Source organism: Pigmentiphaga sp. NML080357, from assembly GCF_002188465.1.
Classification (GTDB): Bacteria; Pseudomonadota; Gammaproteobacteria; order Burkholderiales; family Burkholderiaceae_B; genus Pigmentiphaga.
Genome location: NZ_NINW01000048.1, coordinates 1 through 16,907 on the forward strand (window position 1 = coordinate 1; position 16,907 = coordinate 16,907).

The following is a 16,907-nucleotide window of genomic DNA, read 5'->3' on the forward strand; positions in this document are numbered from 1 at the left end:
CCGCTGGCGGTGGGCGCGGCGCTGGAGCCGGAGGCCCAACCGATGGCGAGCGCGACGGCCAGGACGAAAGCGCGCTGCGCTCCCTGGGCGACCGCATCGTGGGCGCGTTCAAGGAATCGGGCGCCGGCCTGGAGGAAGCCGACCCGACGGTCAAGGCGTTCAACGAGGTGGCCCAGCCGATGGCGCGGGGCTACGAGCTGCTGACCGGCGGCGACAGCCAGAAGAAGCAGGAAGGCTGGCTGCGCCGCATCTACGGCTCGCTGACCGGCTTCAGGAAGGATGAGGGCCTGTTCAACAAGGTGGCCGCCAAGCGGCTGAAGGCCATCGAGGAAAAGCCAGTCGCCGAAGCCGGCGGCGGTGGCGGCCTGTTCGGCGGGCTGCTGGGAATGCTGGGCGGCCTGCTGAAGCGGATTCCGGGCGTCGGCGCGCTGGCTGCCAGCGCTGGCGGGCTGCTCGCGCGCGGCGGTGGGTTGCTGGCTGGGGCTGGCCGGATGGCCGCCGGCGCTGGGCGCGGCCTGCTGGGCCTGGGTCGTGGCGCGCTGCGCCGCATCCCGATCATCGGCGCGCTGCTGGGCGGCATCGGGGCGGCCACCGACATCTACGACTCGGAGACGGACGACACCCTGACCCGGCGCGAGAAAGACCAGCGCGCCGGGAAGGCGGTGGGCGGCCTGGCCGGGACGATGGGCGGCATGTTCGCCGGCGCGAAGCTCGGCGCGCTGGTGGGGGCCTTCGCCGGCCCGGCGGGCGCGGCCATTGGCGGCGCCATCGGCGGCGCGGCGGGCCTGTTCTTCGGCGACCAGGCCGGCCAGATCATCGGGACGACCGTGGGCGGCTGGGTGTCCGACCTGCGCGACGCCGACATCCCCGGCAAGATCGCGGCGGCTTGGACGGCGACCACCGAAGCCGTCATGTCCGCATGGAATGCGACGGTCGAAGGGGTGAAAAAGGGCTGGGATTCCGTTGTGTCTGGCTTCACGGCTGTGGGTGATGGCATCGGCAAAGCCTGGGGCAAATTCGTAGATTCGGCCAAGGCCGGGTGGGATGCCATCACGAGCCTGTTCACGTCGGCCTATGAGGGTCTGAAGTCACTTCCCGTCATCGGCCCGGCTATTGAGGCGGTCGAGGGCGCGGCCAAGAAGGCGGCGGAGGTCGTCAGCTCGGCCGCCACCGGCGCCAAGGAGCTTGCATCCAAGGCGGCGGATGCGGCGGTGGAACTGGGCAGCCAGGCGATTGATGGTGTCAAGGCTGGCGCAAGCTACCTCGCCGAGAACACTACCGTCGGGCGCGGCGCCACCAAGGCATGGGAAGGCGCGAAGTCCATCAGCGGGCAGATCGCCGAACGGTGGAACGACGCCAAGCAATACCTGTTGGGCGCGTCGGACAAGGCGGGCGTGGATGCTGGAACGGTGGCGAAGATCGCCAACTTCGAGAGCGGCTTCAACGCCGATGCCGCGCCGATCAGGAGGGACGGCACCCGCCTGTCGTCTGCCCACGGTTACGGCCAGTTCATCGACGGAACCTGGATGGACATGCTCAACAAGTACGGCGGCAAGTACGGTATCGAGGGCGCCGGCAAGCTGACGAAGGAGCAGGCCGCCAAGTTCCGGGGCGACAAGACCATCCAGGCCGCGATGCTGGCCGAGTTCACCCGCGAGAACATCGAGAAGGGCCGCAAGTACGGCGGCACCGACGACGACGCCAATGTCTATGCCTTCCACAATCTGGGGGACAAGGACGCCAAGAACCTGCTGACCGGGATGCGGCAGAACCCGTCCATGACCGTGCGCGAGGCGCTGTCGCAGGGAGCAAAGACGGACAAGGAGCGCGCCCGCGTCGAGGCCGTCATCACCAACAACAGGAGCCTGTACGGCGATGGCAGCGTCACGGCCGCCGAAGCCTATTCGCGCATGGGGCAGGTCATGCGGCGCGGCGAGGTGTTTGCGGCCGATGCGCAGCAGGCCCAGCAAGCGCCAGGCGGCAAGCGTCCGCCCAGCTATGCGGCTCTTGCGATGGCGAAAGTCTCCCCGGATGGCGAGGCCAAGCCGGCACCGCCGCGCGCCGCCGCTGCGCCGGAGGGCGTCACCGCGCCCGCCGCGCCGGCGCTGGCCCAGGTTTCCGCGCCGGCCGCCCCGGTTGGCATCGTGGCGCCGGCCGCGCCCGTGGTGGCTGCCGTGAGCGTGCCGACTGTGCCGGCCGCGCCCGTGGTGCCTCCCATCGCCGACGCGCCGCCCGTGGCCGTGCCGATGGCCGGGGCCGATGCGCGCAAGCCCGTTGCCGTCGTGTCTCAGCCGGCCGAGGTGGGCCAAGACCTGCGCGAGCGGGGTATCGCGCACATTGCCACGGGAGGCTTGGGGGGCGCGTAGCGGGCGTGCCGGCCCTGAAGGTTTCCGAAAAGGCCGCACGAAGGTTCCCGAGAAACCATCGGAAAACGAGCCGCTGCCTGTTGTTCCTTGAGCGTCATGATTTCTGGCATGGCGACGATCACTGGAAACGACATTCAAGGCATGGTGCGCCACTGGCTCAATACGCCGGTGGGGGGCTATCTCGGCTCGGACTATGGGCAGGACACGAAATCCTTGCTCCAGCGCCCGCACGCCGACGGTGCGCCCGATTCGTTCCTGCGCAAGATGCGCAGCGACGTGCCTGTGCTTCAGGCCCTGCCGACCGGCTCGCTGAACCTCTACGGCGTTCCCTCGCTGCCTGACCGCCTCGACCTGATCGTGGAAGTCGCCGGCCAGACCATCGAAGTGACGGGGGGATGACGTGCTGACCAAGGCCGATTACCAGCGGGCCATCCGCGATTCGATTGCTTCCTACCCGACCATCGCCCCTCTGTACCAGGCGGGCGACCCGCGCATCATGCAGCACCTGGACGCGATGGCGACCATGCTGGCGATGTTCTCGGCGCAGGTGGAGGCAGCCCATGCGGAGGCATTCGAGAAGACCCGTGACGCGACCGTGCTGGCGGATGCTGCCATGCGTGGCATCGTGCGCAAGGGCAAGTCCGCGCGTGTGCGCGTGCGGGCCATCAACACCAGCTCCAGCGCCTTCACGGTGGAATCCGGCCGCACGCTGCTGGATTCATCGGGCCTGCTGTGGCGCGTCGAGACGCCGGCCGCCGTGCCCGCCGGCGGCGAGACCACGTTCGAGGCCAGCCAGGTGCGCTCCAGCACCGTCACGCATACCGTGAGCGGCACCGAGCCGTTCTACGCCATCGAGGTGCCGGCGCCCGAGGACGACTCCTACCTGTGCGCCATCGCCGTCAGCGATGCGGATGGCGCCTTCGAGTACCGCGACCGCTACGTGAACACGGCGCCCGATGAGCGCGTGTTCCACGTCGAGGCGGACGACCGCCAGCGCACCTACGTCCGGTTCGGCTTCGACGGCGTGGTGGGCGTGCAGCCCAAGGACGGCGCGGAAATCACCCTGACGGTTTTCTACACCTCGGGCGAGGTCAGCCCGGCCTACGACAGCCCGTTCTCGTTCGAGTACCTGGGGTCGCCGGCCGAGTCCGCCATCGAGCTGCGCATGGACGCGCTGCTGATCGCCGGCCAGAACCCCATGCCCATGTCGGTGCTGCGCGACCTGGCGCGCTACCCGTCGGTGTACGACAACAACGCCGTGTTCCTGGGCGAGTTCGACTTTCTGGTGCGGCGCAACTTCCCGACCCTGCAATTCCTTTCCGTCTGGAACGAGTCGGCCGAGGAGCAGGCGCGCGGCCCGGCCTTCGACAACATCAATGCGATCTTCGTGGCCTGCCTCTCCAGCGAGGGAGGCGAATCCGTGTTGATCGAGGATGACCCAGACACGCCGGTGCCGCCGGCGGTGATCGCCGACGACGACCTGACCGGGACGCAGCAGGCCATCAAGGCGGCGATCCTGGCTGCCGACGACAGCTACCGCGTCCGCTTCTTCTCGCCAGTGCGCTCGAAAATCCGCATGACCATCAGCGCGCGGGTTTCCACCTCTTACGTGGCGTCCGACGTGAAGCAGAAGATCATCGAGGCGCTGATGGCCGAGTTCGGCCCGTCCTCGGCGGCATCGCGGCGCGGCCGCCAGCGCCCGCTGTACCAGCGCGTCTATGCGCTGCTGCGCCAGAAGGTGCCGGCCTTGTCCGACGGCGAGGCCGACCTGACCGTGGGCATCGTGGAGCCGGCCTCGCTGCTGGCCCGGCCCGAGATGTGGCGCTACCTGGACACCGATACCCTGAGCGTCACCGTGGAGACGGTGAATATCGTCACGCCTTCCTGGGGCGGGTAAGCCATGTCCCTGGATTTCTCGAACGCCCAGCTCCCGCGCCTGCTGCCGCTGGAGAACAGCTACACCGAAAACGAGGTCGAGGCCGACCTGAAGCGGCTGTTTCTCGACCTGTTCGACTCGACCCTGGCCGCCGACACCTTCGACGTGAATGTGCTGGGCGCGGCGCACCTGGGCAGCTTCGACCTGGTGCGCAAGGCGGTCAATGCCGACGGCCTGGTGCTGATGCAGGGCGACCGCGAGGAAGCCGCCACCCGCTACCTGTACCGGGCCTGGAAGTCGGGCGACGTGCAGGGACGCGGGCTGCACTTCCTGCGCACCTACCTCCAGATGCTGTTCCCGAACCTTTGCCAGGTCGATCAGCTCTGGCACGACAAGGCGCTGCCGTATCCGACCGGCCTCTATCCCTCGACGCCGCGCTTTTCCTGGTGGCTGCACCAGATCGGCGAACCCGGCCTGAAGCTGGACGGCACCTGGGGCATCGGCCGGCGCATCCTGAATGCCGCCGAGAGCCGCGCCGACCGGCCCATCGACACAGACCAGATGTACCTGACCAGCCGGGTCGAAATCGTGCTGGACTTCAGTGTGAATGTGCGCTCGATTGCGAGCCTCATGCACATCATCCGCTCGGTGATTCCCGCGCGCCTGCTGCCGGTGTTCCGCTTCTGGCTGAACTTCGTCCTGTACGTCGAAATCCTGGCATCGTCCAAGCTGCTGATGCAGAAGAACTCGCGGATGCGCTACCCCTGGTGCGGGCGCGTGATCGGCGATTCCACCGACGTGCGCTGGAAGCTGGGCAAGGACGGCGTGCTGGTCAAGCTGCCGCAGCCCTTCGGGTCGTTCCGCTTGGGCGAAGCGCGCGGCGGCAAGTCCGTGTGGCGCCTGAAAGGTTGCCGCATCCAGAGTTCGGCGCTGCTGGAGAGCGCGGCCAGCGCGATCATCTACCGCCTGCCGAAGGTGGGCGAGGCTGACCGGCGGCTGGACGGCACCTGGCGGCTTGGCGGCCGCTCGCTGTACGTCGGCAGCCGTGCGGCCATGCAGAAGCGCATCGAGATGGCGGCGCCGGCCGGCCTGGTGACGACGTTCCACGACAAGCACCAGATCAAGTACCCGGCCACGCCGGCGCGCCTGGGAAGCACGGCTCGCCTGGCGCCGTGGCGCCGCCTGGACGGCCGCTGGCGCGTGGGCGAGAAGTCCGTGCGCCGACCCTTCGGTTTCGCCATCGAGCGTGACGAGGCTTTCCTTGCCGACGGCTCCCTGGGCATGACTTCGACGGCGAATGCCTGGGCCATCCCCGAGCGCCTGGCGCGGCCCGCCGCCACGAAGCTCAAGGGCACCTCGCGCAAGCTCAACGGTACGTGGTTCCTGGGCGCGGAGAACCGCATCGGGCGCTTCCCCCTGGACGGCCGGCGCCTGCGCGCCATGAAGATGACCCAGTACCCGCGCATCGGGCACTTCGCCATCGCGGCAGACATCCCAGGCGACGTGGAATACGCCTCGGGCGACGTGCGCCGCCTGCGCCTCGATGGTGCTTGGCGCATCGGCGGCCCGGCCGCGCCGGAGTTCAAGCTGGAGGTGTTCAAGGTGCCGGGTGGGCCGGGCTACGAGCCGGAGCCGCTGGACGACCTGGACGCCTCGGTGCTGCCCGACGGACTGGCGGACTAGAACCATGTGGTGGTCTATGGGCAATCCCTGTCCGTGGGCGCCACCTCGCGGCCGCCGCTTTCTACGACGCCGCGCTATGGGCATCTGACGTTCGGCGCCGGCCCGCGCGCGAGCAAGGCCGGCAGCCTGGGCACGAACCCCGGCACCGACACGGTGAAGGGGCTGATAGAGAACACGGCGGCGTCCGAAGGCTCGAACCGTGGCGAAACGCCATGCAGCGGCCTCGCGCACGCCTTCACGGAGCTGTCGCTGTCCGAGGATGGCATCGCGCCGGGCAGCGTGGTGCTGTTCTGCTCCGCGCCGGGCCACGGCGGCTACTCGCTGGCCCAGCTCGACATGAACAGCGCCTGGGTGCAGGTGCTGAAAGACCATGTGACCGAGGCCAAGGCCCGCGCCGACGAGGCCGGCAAGTCGTACCAGGTAGTGGCGATGCCCTGGATGCAGGGCGAGGCAAACAGCGGCACCGCCTACCAGACTTACTACAACGGCATGGTGGCCTTCCAGGCTGGGTTCTCGGCCTGGGTGAAGAGCGTCACCGGGCAGAGCTTCGACGTGCCGATCATCATGTACCAGACCCCGAACAACGGGAGCCTGAACGGGCAGATTTCGCGCGCGCAGCTCGACCTGTGCCTCAACGAGCCGGGGTTCTTCTTCGGCGGGCCGATCTACCACATGGAGCCGGCCACCGACGGCACGCACATCACCAACATCAGCGAGTACCGCACCGGCCACCAGTTCGGCCGCGCGGTCAAGCAGTACCTGATCGACCGGAAGAAGCCCGCCTTCATCCGCTCGGTGGCCGCCGTGCGCAAGGGCAGCACCATCGAGTGGAAGTTCAGCGTGCCCCTGCGGCCGCTGGTGTTCGACGTGGCGACCATGCCGCAGACGACCGACTACGGGTTCCGTGTGAATGACAGCGCGGGCAACAAGCTGGCGATTTCCTCCATCGCCATCAAGGACGGCGACACCGTGGTGCTGACGCTGGCCGCCGGCGCGGCATCGGCCGCCGAGGTGCGCTACGCGCTCGACTACCGCGCGGCCGGCACGGCCTGGAATGACGAGGAAACCGGGAACCTGCGCGACTCGACCAGGGGCGATTTCTCGGTGGCGGGCGGCACCTACCGGCGCTGGCACGTTGCGCCTTCCTGCCGGGCCGCCATCACCCAGGGCTGACCGTCTCCGCCCGGCGGGCCGTTGTGGGCCGTCTGGATTCGGAAAAAGCCGCCAAGCCGGGGTGTTCCTGGCAACCAGAATGGCCGGCATCACGCTCATAGGAGGGCTGACATGGCTGAAGCCGTCGTCGTCAACACTTACCGCCAGCGCATCGCGGCCCACATGGCCGGCGGTGCGCAGCTCGCGCCCGTCGCCTACATGGCCTTCGGCGATGGTGGGCACAACGCCGACCTGACGCCGAAAGCCCCGTCCGCCAGCGCGACGGCGCTCAATCACGAAATCCTGCGCAAGCCCCTCGCGGCGATCACGCAGGAAGACCTGTATTCGGTGACTGGCAAGGGCGCGGTCGAGGCCAATGAGGTTGTCGGCGCCGGAATCTCCGAAGCGGCCCTCATCGACGCCAACGGGCAGCTTGTCGGCCTGAAGACGTTTGCTCCGAAGTTCAAAGAGAACGACGAGCGTTACGAAATCAGCATCAAGCTGCGCTTCTGAAAGGAGTTTCCACAATGGCACTGCCCCATCCCAACATTTCCCCGATTCCCAACAACGAGCCGGATGCCGTCCCGTCGCTGTGGAACACCCGCTACCAGGAAATCGACGAAAATTTCGCCGATCACGAGTCGCGCCTGGCGGCCCGCGAAACCGAGCTGAACAACGCCCGTGGTGGCAAGGCCAACCTGGCCGCCCGCCTGACCGAGATGGACTCGAACATCGGCGCGACCTCGGTGGACATGCAAAACGCCACGGCCGCCGCGCTGAAGTTCGCGCTCGACCAGGCCGCACTGGCGAACTACAGCGTGCGCGCGCTGCGAGAACAGGCCCAGCAGGAGGGCGTCGTCACGATCAAGAACCGGGGCATCGTCAAGGGTTGCTCGGTGTCGAAATCGACCACGGCGGCGCGCAACCTGAACATCACCAGCGGTGTGTGTTTCGCCAACGGCCGGGCCTACTCCGTGTCGGACGGTAATAACGCCGCCTCCGTGCCCAGCAACATCGGCTCCAGCTCCGTGGTGGTCTATGCCTACCTGTTCCAAGACGCGAACGGCTTGTGGCGTCTGGCGGTGACGCCCATCGGCACGACCGTGCCCGACGGCGCCATCATCATCTACAACCTGACCATCCCGGCGAACTCGACTGATGCCACTGACCCGAATCTGACGGGCGTGGCGATGACGGACGTTCGCCGCATCGAAGCGCAGTTCCCGCAACTGCTCAACAGTCCGGCCAGCGTGTCGCCCGCTCTGCAAACGCTGGGCGCCAACGACTACAGCCTGTCCTTCGACGTGGTTTCCGCCGACGGCGCGCCCTGCGACAGCCGGCACATCGTCGTTGCCAGCCGTGCCACCAACGGGTTCTCCGTCTATCTGGCGAGCGCGGCCGACAACGTGGTTCTGCGCTGGCGCGCCAGCAAGCTCAACAACTAAGGAAAGGAGCAATCCACCATGCAAATCATCCTCAAGCAGGACGGCCAGCCCGTCGCCGACTTCTCGGTGTCGGGCGCCAATGTCACCGTCGCTGGCGTCGCCATCGACTGCGCCGAGCGCCAGCAGGACATCGCCGTGACGGTTGAAGTCCGCCAGAACATCGGCGGCCCCAGCGAAGGCGGTAACGGCGCCTACCTGGCGCAGATCGAGATTCCGGCTCGCCGCTACGAGACGGTCATCGTCCCCGCCGAAGGCGAAGGCGAGGACGAGCAGCCGACCGAGCTGCGCGAGCCGCTGCCGCTCGACCCGAACGCCGTCGTCGTTACGCTCTGGCCCACGGCCTAAGCGCGCGGCACCACCCCGACCGATTCATCAGGAGAAACCTACATGCCTTCCATCTTCGTCAAGGACGACCTGCGCGCGTCCGTCGAGGCCGCCACTGGCGGCAAAGTCACGGTGCTTTACACCGCCAGCGGTCAGCCCTCGTACATGAACGTCATCCCCAAGTTCAACTTGGAAGACATCGATGCGGGCCTGGGTTCCGGCGTGCATCCGGCGTTCATCGTCGGCGGCGTCGAGAAGTCCGAGCTGTTCATCGGCACCTACCAGGGCATCAACAAAAACGGCGAGTTCCTGAGCCTGCCCGGCGTCGATCCGACCGCCAGCCAGAACTTCGACTATTTCGCCAACCTGGCCCGCGCCAATGGCCCCGGCTGGCACGCTATTTCGAACGTCGAATTCGCCGCTCTGGCGCTCTGGTGCTGGAAGAACGGCTTCATGCCGCGCGGCAATACCAACTACGGCAAGCCCAGCGACTCCGCCTGGGAAACCGGCCGGCGCCAGGATGGCGGCACGCCTGGCGACACGAACGGCACGGCGCGCACCCTCACCGGCTCCGGCCCGGTGAGCTGGCGCCACGACAACAGCGTGGGTGGAATCGCTGACCTGTGCGGCAACATCTGGGAATGGTCGCCGGGCCTGCGCGTGGTGCAGGGCGAAATCCAGGTCATCGCCAACAACGACGCTGCGCTGAACGCTACCGATCTGAGCGCCACGTCCTCGGCCTGGAAGGCCATCGACGGCGATACCGGACTGCTCATCAACCCGACCTTCACGGGCAGCATCGCCGGCGGCGACTACGTGCCGACCACGCCGAAGTCCGTCCGCTACAACACGTCGGGCACGGCGAACTACACCCTGGTGCGCACCTCGGGCCAGTCTTTCGAGGGCATGACCAACCCCGGCTCCACCCCGGTTTCGGCTGCTGCGCTGACCGTGCTGAAGAAGTACGGCCTGTTCCCGGTGGCAAGCACGGGCCTGGGCGGCGACGGCTTCTACCTGAACGTGGAAGGCGAGCGGCTGGCGCGCCGTGGCGGCAGCTGGCACTACGCCGCCCTCTCGGGCGTGTTCGCGCTGGACCTGACCCACGCTCGGTCGAGCGCGAGCACGGGCATCGGCTCCCGCCCCGCTTTTGTGCTCTGAAATCTGGAGCGTGTCATCTGATGGGGTGGGCGATAGCCCACCCCTCGGGCCTCTCCAAGAAAACTGCTCAGGGAATCCAAGATGAACGAAACAAACTTCGAGCACGCCATCTACGCCGTGCTCCTGCAAATCGCGGTGGGCGTGCTCACCGGCAACTGGTGGATTGGCGCCGCCGCTGGCGTCTTCTTCTTCCTTGGCCGCGAGCACGCGCAGTTCGAGCGCAAGCTGGCCGTCGCCGGCGGCACCGTCGGCACGCTCAACCCGCTGGCCGGGTTCCAGCTCTGGAAGTGGAGCCTCGACAGCCAGCTCGACCTGGCGTTTCCCGTCGCGGCGACGCTGCTGGTGGCCCTCGGCTGGCACCTCGGCGTGAGCGTGCCCTTCGTGGCGCTGTTCGCCGCCCTGGTGCTGCTGAACGTCGCCGATGCAGTGCTCACGGTGCGCGTGCTGGACGGCGGCGGCCGCGAGCTGAACCCCATCATGGCGAAGGCCATGAGCTGGATTGGCGTGGTGCCGGCGCTGGCGGTCGTGAAGGTCGTTGCTCTCGCGGCGTTCTACGTCGGCCTGGGCGTGCAGGCGCCGGATTGGGTCTATACGCCCCACGTCACGGCGGGCCTGTGCGGCTTCTATGGCCTGGTCGTCTGCAACAACTGGCGGCTGGTGGCCGCGCAGGCGTGACGCGGCCAGTCCAGAACGACCTACTGATTCGGCAGCGGTGCGAAGCAATGATCGAGTACGGCCACACGGCCGTCAGGCAGTTTCCCAAGATGGAGCGGCATGTCCTCGGCGCGGAGATTCGCGCCACCATGTGGGCGGTGCTTCGGTTGATCGTGGTGTGCAACAAGCGATACCACAAGAAGACCACGCTTCAGGACTTGGACGCTGAACTCGACCTGCTGCGCTCCCAGGTGCGGATGGCGAAGAACATGGGCTACATCGACTTCAAGAAGTATGAGCACTGGTCACGCCTGAACGACGAAATCGGCCGGATGGTAGGCGGTTGGGTCAAAGCATTTGCCGGTGACGGCAATGGGGGTGCGCGTTGAAAACGGCTGGCGATCCGTGGCGGCAACTGGAACAACGCCGCCATCTCGGGCGTGTTCGCGCTGAACCTGAACAACGCTCGGTCGAACACGAACACGAACATCGGCTCCCGCCCCGCTCTTGGGGAAAGTCAGGAACGGCAGGCTCACGGGCCTGACGGCAGCACACCCTCAAAAGGACGCGCATCCCCCGGCCACGGGAAACCTGAAGCCGGAAGATTGAACAGGCGGCCCGAACCAGTAGCCCGATTGGGCGACCGTTCGCAGCCGCCGCCCTTCGGGGTCTTGGGTTTTTATGGCGAAGACGTACAACAATCTCTACCCGGACATTTACAGCTTCGAGTCCCTTCACGCGGCCTACATGCTCGCCCGGCGCGGCAAGCGCGAGAGGCGCGAAGTCCAGAAGTTCGAGCAAGACCTGGAAGGCAACCTGATTCAGCTCCAGAACGAGCTTATCTGGGGCATGTACCAGACGGGGCACTACCGCCAGTTCATCGTCAATGAGCCGAAGGAGCGCCTCGTTGCCGCGCTGCCGTTCCGCGACCGCGTGCTCCAGCACTCGCTGGTGTCGGTGATCGAACCGATCTGGGAGCGTCGCTTCATTTTCGACAGCTACGCCTGCCGGCCGGGCAAAGGAACCCACAAGGGCGCCGACCGCGCCGAGGCCATGCTTCGCAAGGTGAAGCGCGAGCACAGCCATGTGTATGTGCTCAAGGCCGACATCTCCAAGTTCTTCTACAGCATCGACCACGGCGTGATGAAGTCGCTGGTGCGCCGGCGCATCCGATGCCGCCGCACGCTGAAGCTGATAGACGGCATCATCGACTCGACGGCCATGCCAGGCGACCCGCACCCCGTCGGCCTGCCCATCGGCAACCTGACCTCGCAACTGTTCGCCAACGTGTATTTGAACGAGCTGGACGAGTTCGTGAAGCATGTTCTGCGGGAGAAGAACTACCTGCGCTACATGGATGACTTCCTGATCGTGCATCACGACAAGGCCCACCTGCACCGCATCCGCGCCCAGATCGAGCGGTTCCTGTGGGAGCGCCTGCGGCTCAAGACGAACTCCAAGACCCAGGTGTTCCCCGTCGGCGAGCGGTTCGGCCGCGCTGTGGATTTCCTGGGCTACCGGATATGGACGACGCACCGGCGCATCAGGAAAAGCTCGATTTCGCGCATCACCCGCACGCTCAAGCGCCTGCGCAGGCAGTACGCGGCTGGCAAGATCGACCTCTCGAAGATCAGGGAATCGGTCATGTCGTGGATAGCGCACGCGAGCCATGCGGAAACCTACGGCCTGCGCCGCAAGCTGCTGGCCAGCACCCCCTTCACGCGCGGGGAGGGCCGGCCCCAATGAGCGACGCCCACCTGGTGCTGATGACGAAATTGGAGGAATTGGACGCCTACACCCACACGGTGCTGCACCAGTTCCCCAAGCTCGAACGGCATCTGCTGTGCGCCGAGATGCGCGGCACCATGAACAGGGTGATTCGTCAGGTCGTGGTGGCGTGGAAGCGCAGGCAGAAGTCCGCCGCGCTGTTCGACCTGGACGTAGAAATCGAGGTGTTCCGGGGCCTCATCCGCAAGGCCCACCGGCTGGGCTACATCAACACGCACCGGCTGGAAGTCTGGATGCGGCACACGAACGAGATAGGCCGCATGGTAGGGGCCTGGATTAAGAACGAGGGAGGCAAGGCCATGTAGCGCGCCACTCTCCCAAGCGATGGGGCAGAGGCTTACTCCGGCGGCAATTGGGGCAACGGCCAGAACGCCGGCGCCTTCCATCTCAACGTCAACAACGACGCGGAGTTCTCGAACTCCAACATCGGTGGCCGCCTCGCAAACGACATTGCCAGAAGGCGGGCGGTTCAAGCGGCCACCGTCCAGTGCATTTCCTTTGGGGCCTGTGTCCTGACCATGCTGTCGAAGATGAACAGGGCGTCACGGCAAGTACCCGGCACGCCGGCGAACGTGGTGGCACCCGACCACCCCCAACAGGAACCCCATGCCGAAGACCATCAGCGGCCTATGGCCGAGCATCACCCAGTTCGACAACATCTACCGCGCCTACCTTGAGGCGCGCCGCAGCAAGCGGTATCGGCCCGACGTGCTGCGCTTCTCCGAAAGCCTGGAAGACAACCTTTTTGCGCTCCAGGCGGCCATGATCGAGAAAACCTGGACGCCCGGCCCGCAGCGCGAGTTCATCGTGCGCGAACCGAAGCTGCGCGCCATCCAGGCGCCGCCGTTCGCTGATCGTGTGGTGCATCACGCCCTGGTGGCCGTCGTCGGCCCGCACTTCGAGCGCCGGTTCATTTCTGATTCGTTCGCCTGCCGCGAGGGTAAGGGAACCCAGGCCGCCGTGGCGCGCGTGCAGCACTTCCTGCGCGTCGCCAAGCGCAACCACGGTGACGGCCTCTACGTGCTGAAGGCGGACATCAGCAAGTATTTCGCCAGCATCCGCCACGACGTGCTCATGCGCGAGGTGGAGCGGGTCATTTCCGACCCGGACGTGCTCTGGCTGTGGCGCTGCATCGTCGCTGGCTACGGACACGAGAGCGGCGTGGGCCTGCCCGTGGGCGCGCTGACCAGCCAGCTCGGGGCCAACGTCATGCTGAACCGGCTCGATCACGTCGCCAAGGACGACCTCGGGCTGCGGTACTACGTCCGGTACATGGACGACTTCATCGCCATCCTGCCGGGAAAGTCGGCCGCCCAGCAGGCGATGCAGGCCCTGGGCGATACGGTGCGCGAGCTGGGCTTGTGGCTGAACCCGAAGACGGCAGTTCATCCCTGGCAGCGCGGCATCGACTTTTGCGGCTACCGCATCTGGCCCACCCATGTGCTGCCGCGCAAGAGGAACATCAAGCGGGCGCGGGCCGACTTCAGGGAGCTGGCGAGCCAGTTCTACCACGGCGAGGTCGACCTTGAGCACGTCCGCCAGCGGGTGATGTCCTTCTTGGCCTATGCCAAGCACTGCAACGCCCAGCGGACGGTCGAGGGCGTGCTCGGTGATTTGGTGCTGGTGCCTGGCCTGCGCGACATCGCCGAGAAGGCGTCAGGCATTCCCATGACACAATAGCGTAACTTTTAGCGTAACTCGATTTTTAAGTTATTGATTTTAAAGGGCCATAGACCCGTGCATCATCGGGGTATGGGAGGAAGTATCGGCTTTAGTCATGCAGGGCGATGAACGGGATTCCGGGTCGGTTCGGAGGCACGGCCGCGGGTTGCGGACCGCCGCCATTCGGTGTCGTCGAGGGGCCACTGCCCGGTCTTGATCATGAAAAGCTCGAACAAGCCGGGGGGCATGGCACGATCGCCTGCTTCCCATTGTTGCCAGCCGCGCAGCGAGGCGCGCACGGTATCGGCAGCCTCGGCCTGGGTGAGGCCGGCCGTGTGCCGGGCCAGCCGTATGGCTGCCGGAGGCGGGCCGTATTTTCTTGGCGCGGACAAGGCCATGGCGGGCGGGCGATGCGGGGCGAAGGAAGCGGTTGCGGAGATAGCGCGGGATTGTACGCTCAATGCGCGTAGCGAACCACGCTGGTGCACCGTGCAATCCTCCGTTGACTAGGCCGGCCTAACACGCGACCATCCTGTCTGGCTTGCGGCCGCGGGCTGCGGGCCGCCGCATGCTGCACGTTCGGGTCCAACGCATTCCGGAGAACGCCCGTTTCATGGATATCTTCCTCCAGCAGATCATCAACGGCCTGGTCCTGGGCAGCATGTATGCGCTGATCGCGCTGGGCTACACCATGGTCTATGGCGTGCTCAATCTCATCAATTTCGCCCATGGCGAGATCCTGATGATCGGGGCGATGGCGGGGCTGACCATCTTGCGCGTGATCGAGAGCGTGGCGCCGCAGCTGCCGGGCGGCGTGCAGCTGGCCCTGGCCATCGCGGGCGCGGTGCCGGTGTGCGTGGCCGTGAGTCTCGTGATCGAGCGGGTGGCCTATCGGCCGCTGCGCAACGCGCCCCGCCTGGCGCCGCTGATCACCGCCATCGGCGTCTCCATCCTGTTGCAGACCATCGCCATGATGATCTGGGGGCGCAGCCCGATCCCGTTTCCGCAATTGCTGTCGGCCGAGCCGGTGAATATCGCCGGCGCGCTGATCTCCCATACGCAGATCCTGCTGCTGGCCCTGGCCGTGGTCGCTATGGCGGGCCTGGCGCTGATGATCGAGCGGACGCGGCTGGGGCGCGCTATGCGGGCCACCGCCGAGAGCCCGCGCGTGGCGGGCCTGATGGGGGTGGACGCCAACAAGGTAATCATCGCCACCTTCGCCATCGGCGCCGCGCTGGCGGCGATCGCAGGCGTGATGTGGGCCGCCAATTACTCCACCACGCAGTTCGCGATGGGCTTCGTGCCGGGGCTCAAGGCCTTCTCGGCCGCCGTGCTCGGCGGCATCGGCAATATCTACGGGGCGATGCTGGGCGGCATCCTGCTGGGGCTGATCGAGAGCCTGGGCGCGGGCTACATCGGCGACCTCACGGGCGGTTTCCTGGGCAGCAACTACCAGGACATCTTCGCCTTCGTGGTGTTGGTGGGCGTGCTGACGCTGCGCCCGGCCGGCATCATGGGCGAGCGCGTCGCCGACCGCGCCTGAGGAGGGGCAGCGATGAATCATTCGTTCGCCGCCCGCGACCCGCGCCGGGTCCGTGCCGGACTGGCCGCCCTGATCGTCGTGATGCTGGTCTTTCCCTTTGTCGCCAGCCAGTTCGGCAACTCCTGGGTCCGCATCATCGACGTGGCGCTGCTCTACATCATGCTCGCCCTGGGGCTGAACATCGTGGTGGGCTTCGCGGGATTGCTCGACCTGGGCTATATCGCCTTCTACGCCATCGGCGCGTACACCGCCGGACTGTTCGCCTCGCCCCAGTTCGCCAGCGTGATCGAGTCGTTCGTCAATACCTATCCGGCCATCGGCGAGTTTCTGGTCTGGTTGTGCGGCCCGCAGATCGTGCAGGAGGGCATACACCTGTCGCTCTGGTTCATCGTGCCGCTGTCGGCGCTGCTGGCGGGCATCTTCGGCGTCATCCTGGGTGCCCCGACGCTCAAGCTCCGGGGCGACTACCTGGCCATCGTCACGCTGGGCTTCGGGGAAATCATCCGCATCTTCCTGAACAACCTGAACGGGCCGGTCAACATCACCAACGGTCCGCAGGGCATCAACATGATCGACCCGGTGCGGATCTTCGGCGTCTCGCTGGCGGGCGAGGCCGGCTCGGGTTCCACCGTGCACGTGCTGGGGTTCAGCCTGCCTTCGGTCAACGCCTACTATTTCCTGTTCCTCGTGCTGTGCGGGCTGACCGTCTTCATCTCGGTACGCCTGCAGAACTCCAGGCTGGGGCGCGCATGGGTCGCCCTGCGCGAGGACGAGATCGCCGCCGCGGCCATGGGCATCAACACGCGCAACGTGAAGCTGCTGGCCTTCGCCATGGGCGCCACCTTCGGCGGCGTGGCCGGGGCCATGTTCGCCGCCTTCCAGGGCTTTGTCTCGCCCGAATCCTTTTCGCTGACCGAGTCCATCGCCGTGCTGGCCATGGTCGTGCTGGGCGGCATCGGCCACATTCCCGGAGTCGTCCTGGGCGGCGTGCTGCTGGCGGCGCTGCCCGAAGTGCTGCGCCACGCGGTGGAGCCGCTGCAGCAGGACCTGTTCGGGCGGGTCTGGGTGGACGCCGAGGTGATGCGGCAATTGCTGTATGGCCTGGCCATGGTGCTGATCATGCTGGCCCGGCCGGCCGGGCTGTGGCCGTCGCCGCGGCCGGAGGACCGGCCCGAGGCCGACCATCCGCACGGGGCCGAATCCGTGGGTGAGGTGAAGGCATGAGGCAGGATGCCGTTGCCGCCCGCGCGGAAGAG

16 protein-coding genes and 1 pseudogene are annotated in these 16,907 nt (G+C 66.8%); 16 read left to right on the top strand and 1 reads right to left on the bottom strand.

Going from position 1 to position 16,907, the window contains the following annotated elements:
* The 14 genes and pseudogenes from CDO44_RS27700 to CDO44_RS21900 form a co-directional block, all read left to right on the top strand.
* Positions 1 to 2,366 (top strand): annotated as a pseudogene (locus CDO44_RS27700) (hypothetical protein); the annotation flags it as partial.
* Between the two features lie 108 nt (positions 2,367 to 2,474).
* Positions 2,475 to 2,765 (top strand): hypothetical protein, encoded by a 291-nt coding sequence (locus CDO44_RS21845; RefSeq protein ID WP_087782474.1) that lies wholly within the window; start codon positions 2,475 to 2,477, stop codon positions 2,763 to 2,765.
* A gap of 1 nt (position 2,766) precedes the next feature.
* On the top strand, positions 2,767 to 4,263 hold the full coding sequence (locus tag CDO44_RS21850) for a hypothetical protein (protein ID WP_087782373.1): 1,497 nt from the start codon (positions 2,767 to 2,769) through the stop codon (positions 4,261 to 4,263).
* 3 nt (positions 4,264 to 4,266) lie between these two features.
* The gene (locus tag CDO44_RS21855; protein WP_087782374.1) at positions 4,267 to 5,925 is read left to right on the top strand and encodes a hypothetical protein; all 1,659 of its coding nucleotides are present in this window, start codon (positions 4,267 to 4,269) and stop codon (positions 5,923 to 5,925) included.
* A 9-nt stretch (positions 5,926 to 5,934) separates the two neighbouring features.
* Positions 5,935 to 7,098 carry a hypothetical protein gene (locus tag CDO44_RS21860; protein ID WP_144389567.1) on the top strand — a complete coding sequence of 388 codons (1,164 nt, stop codon included), beginning with the start codon at positions 5,935 to 5,937 and terminating at the stop codon, positions 7,096 to 7,098.
* 111 nt (positions 7,099 to 7,209) lie between these two features.
* Positions 7,210 to 7,590, top strand: a complete 381-nt coding sequence (locus CDO44_RS21865) for a phage tail protein (RefSeq protein WP_087782376.1) — start codon at positions 7,210 to 7,212, stop codon at positions 7,588 to 7,590.
* A gap of 14 nt (positions 7,591 to 7,604) precedes the next feature.
* Positions 7,605 to 8,522, top strand: coding sequence for a hypothetical protein (locus tag CDO44_RS21870; protein ID WP_087782377.1), 918 nt, complete (start codon positions 7,605 to 7,607; stop codon positions 8,520 to 8,522).
* 18 nt (positions 8,523 to 8,540) lie between these two features.
* Entirely contained in the window at positions 8,541 to 8,867 is a 327-nt protein-coding gene (locus tag CDO44_RS21875) for a hypothetical protein (protein WP_087782378.1), read from the top strand.
* Between the two features lie 42 nt (positions 8,868 to 8,909).
* Positions 8,910 to 10,004, top strand: a complete 1,095-nt coding sequence (locus tag CDO44_RS21880; RefSeq protein ID WP_087782379.1) for a hypothetical protein — start codon at positions 8,910 to 8,912, stop codon at positions 10,002 to 10,004.
* 81 nt (positions 10,005 to 10,085) lie between these two features.
* Complete coding sequence (locus tag CDO44_RS27880) at positions 10,086 to 10,679, top strand: DUF5658 family protein (RefSeq protein ID WP_198951423.1); 594 nt, start codon at positions 10,086 to 10,088, stop codon at positions 10,677 to 10,679.
* Positions 10,676 to 11,047: a diversity-generating retroelement protein Avd gene (gene avd, locus CDO44_RS27885; protein WP_224648553.1), complete on the top strand. Its 372-nt coding sequence runs from the start codon at positions 10,676 to 10,678 to the stop codon at positions 11,045 to 11,047. The genes CDO44_RS27880 and avd (CDO44_RS27885) overlap by 4 nt, the downstream gene beginning before the upstream one ends.
* Positions 11,048 to 11,339: 292 nt before the next feature.
* Positions 11,340 to 12,404, top strand: a complete 1,065-nt coding sequence (locus CDO44_RS21890) for an RNA-directed DNA polymerase (RefSeq protein ID WP_087782380.1) — start codon at positions 11,340 to 11,342, stop codon at positions 12,402 to 12,404.
* Positions 12,401 to 12,751, top strand: coding sequence for a diversity-generating retroelement protein Avd (gene avd, locus CDO44_RS21895; protein WP_087782381.1), 351 nt, complete (start codon positions 12,401 to 12,403; stop codon positions 12,749 to 12,751). The genes CDO44_RS21890 and avd (CDO44_RS21895) overlap by 4 nt, the downstream gene beginning before the upstream one ends.
* 301 nt (positions 12,752 to 13,052) lie before the next feature.
* On the top strand, positions 13,053 to 14,126 hold the full coding sequence (locus CDO44_RS21900; RefSeq protein WP_087782382.1) for a reverse transcriptase domain-containing protein: 1,074 nt from the start codon (positions 13,053 to 13,055) through the stop codon (positions 14,124 to 14,126).
* A 95-nt stretch (positions 14,127 to 14,221) separates the two neighbouring features.
* On the opposite strand, the gene CDO44_RS28170 is transcribed toward CDO44_RS21900, so the two are convergent.
* Positions 14,222 to 14,506: a helix-turn-helix transcriptional regulator gene (locus CDO44_RS28170; RefSeq protein ID WP_087782383.1), complete on the bottom strand. Its 285-nt coding sequence runs from the start codon at positions 14,504 to 14,506 to the stop codon at positions 14,222 to 14,224.
* A gap of 215 nt (positions 14,507 to 14,721) precedes the next feature.
* On the opposite strand from CDO44_RS28170, the gene CDO44_RS21910 reads away from it, so the two are divergent.
* Together CDO44_RS21910 and CDO44_RS21915 are read left to right on the top strand one after the other, a co-directional pair.
* Positions 14,722 to 15,651 (top strand): branched-chain amino acid ABC transporter permease, encoded by a 930-nt coding sequence (locus CDO44_RS21910; RefSeq protein WP_087782476.1) that lies wholly within the window; start codon positions 14,722 to 14,724, stop codon positions 15,649 to 15,651.
* 12 nt (positions 15,652 to 15,663) lie between these two features.
* The gene (locus CDO44_RS21915) at positions 15,664 to 16,875 is read left to right on the top strand and encodes an ABC transporter ATP-binding protein (RefSeq protein ID WP_087782384.1); all 1,212 of its coding nucleotides are present in this window, start codon (positions 15,664 to 15,666) and stop codon (positions 16,873 to 16,875) included.
* Positions 16,876 to 16,907: the final 32 nt, after the last annotated feature.

Bases quoted from the DNA above. Each gene is read 5' to 3' on its own strand.
- CDO44_RS21900 (WP_087782382.1), top strand. From the start codon at position 13,053: ATGCCGAAGACCATCAGCGGCCTATGGCCGAGCATCACCCAGTTCGAC.
- CDO44_RS27880 (WP_198951423.1), top strand. From the start codon at position 10,086: ATGAACGAAACAAACTTCGAGCACGCCATCTACGCCGTGCTCCTGCAA.
- CDO44_RS21865 (WP_087782376.1), top strand. From the start codon at position 7,210: ATGGCTGAAGCCGTCGTCGTCAACACTTACCGCCAGCGCATCGCGGCC.
- CDO44_RS21890 (WP_087782380.1), top strand. From the start codon at position 11,340: ATGGCGAAGACGTACAACAATCTCTACCCGGACATTTACAGCTTCGAG.
- CDO44_RS28170 (WP_087782383.1), bottom strand. From the start codon at position 14,506: ATGGCCTTGTCCGCGCCAAGAAAATACGGCCCGCCTCCGGCAGCCATA.
- CDO44_RS21845 (WP_087782474.1), top strand. From the start codon at position 2,475: ATGGCGACGATCACTGGAAACGACATTCAAGGCATGGTGCGCCACTGG.
- CDO44_RS21910 (WP_087782476.1), top strand. From the start codon at position 14,722: ATGGATATCTTCCTCCAGCAGATCATCAACGGCCTGGTCCTGGGCAGC.
- CDO44_RS21870 (WP_087782377.1), top strand. From the start codon at position 7,605: ATGGCACTGCCCCATCCCAACATTTCCCCGATTCCCAACAACGAGCCG.
- CDO44_RS21915 (WP_087782384.1), top strand. From the start codon at position 15,664: ATGAATCATTCGTTCGCCGCCCGCGACCCGCGCCGGGTCCGTGCCGGA.
- avd (WP_087782381.1), top strand. From the start codon at position 12,401: ATGAGCGACGCCCACCTGGTGCTGATGACGAAATTGGAGGAATTGGAC.
- CDO44_RS21855 (WP_087782374.1), top strand. From the start codon at position 4,267: ATGTCCCTGGATTTCTCGAACGCCCAGCTCCCGCGCCTGCTGCCGCTG.
- CDO44_RS21880 (WP_087782379.1), top strand. From the start codon at position 8,910: ATGCCTTCCATCTTCGTCAAGGACGACCTGCGCGCGTCCGTCGAGGCC.
- CDO44_RS21875 (WP_087782378.1), top strand. From the start codon at position 8,541: ATGCAAATCATCCTCAAGCAGGACGGCCAGCCCGTCGCCGACTTCTCG.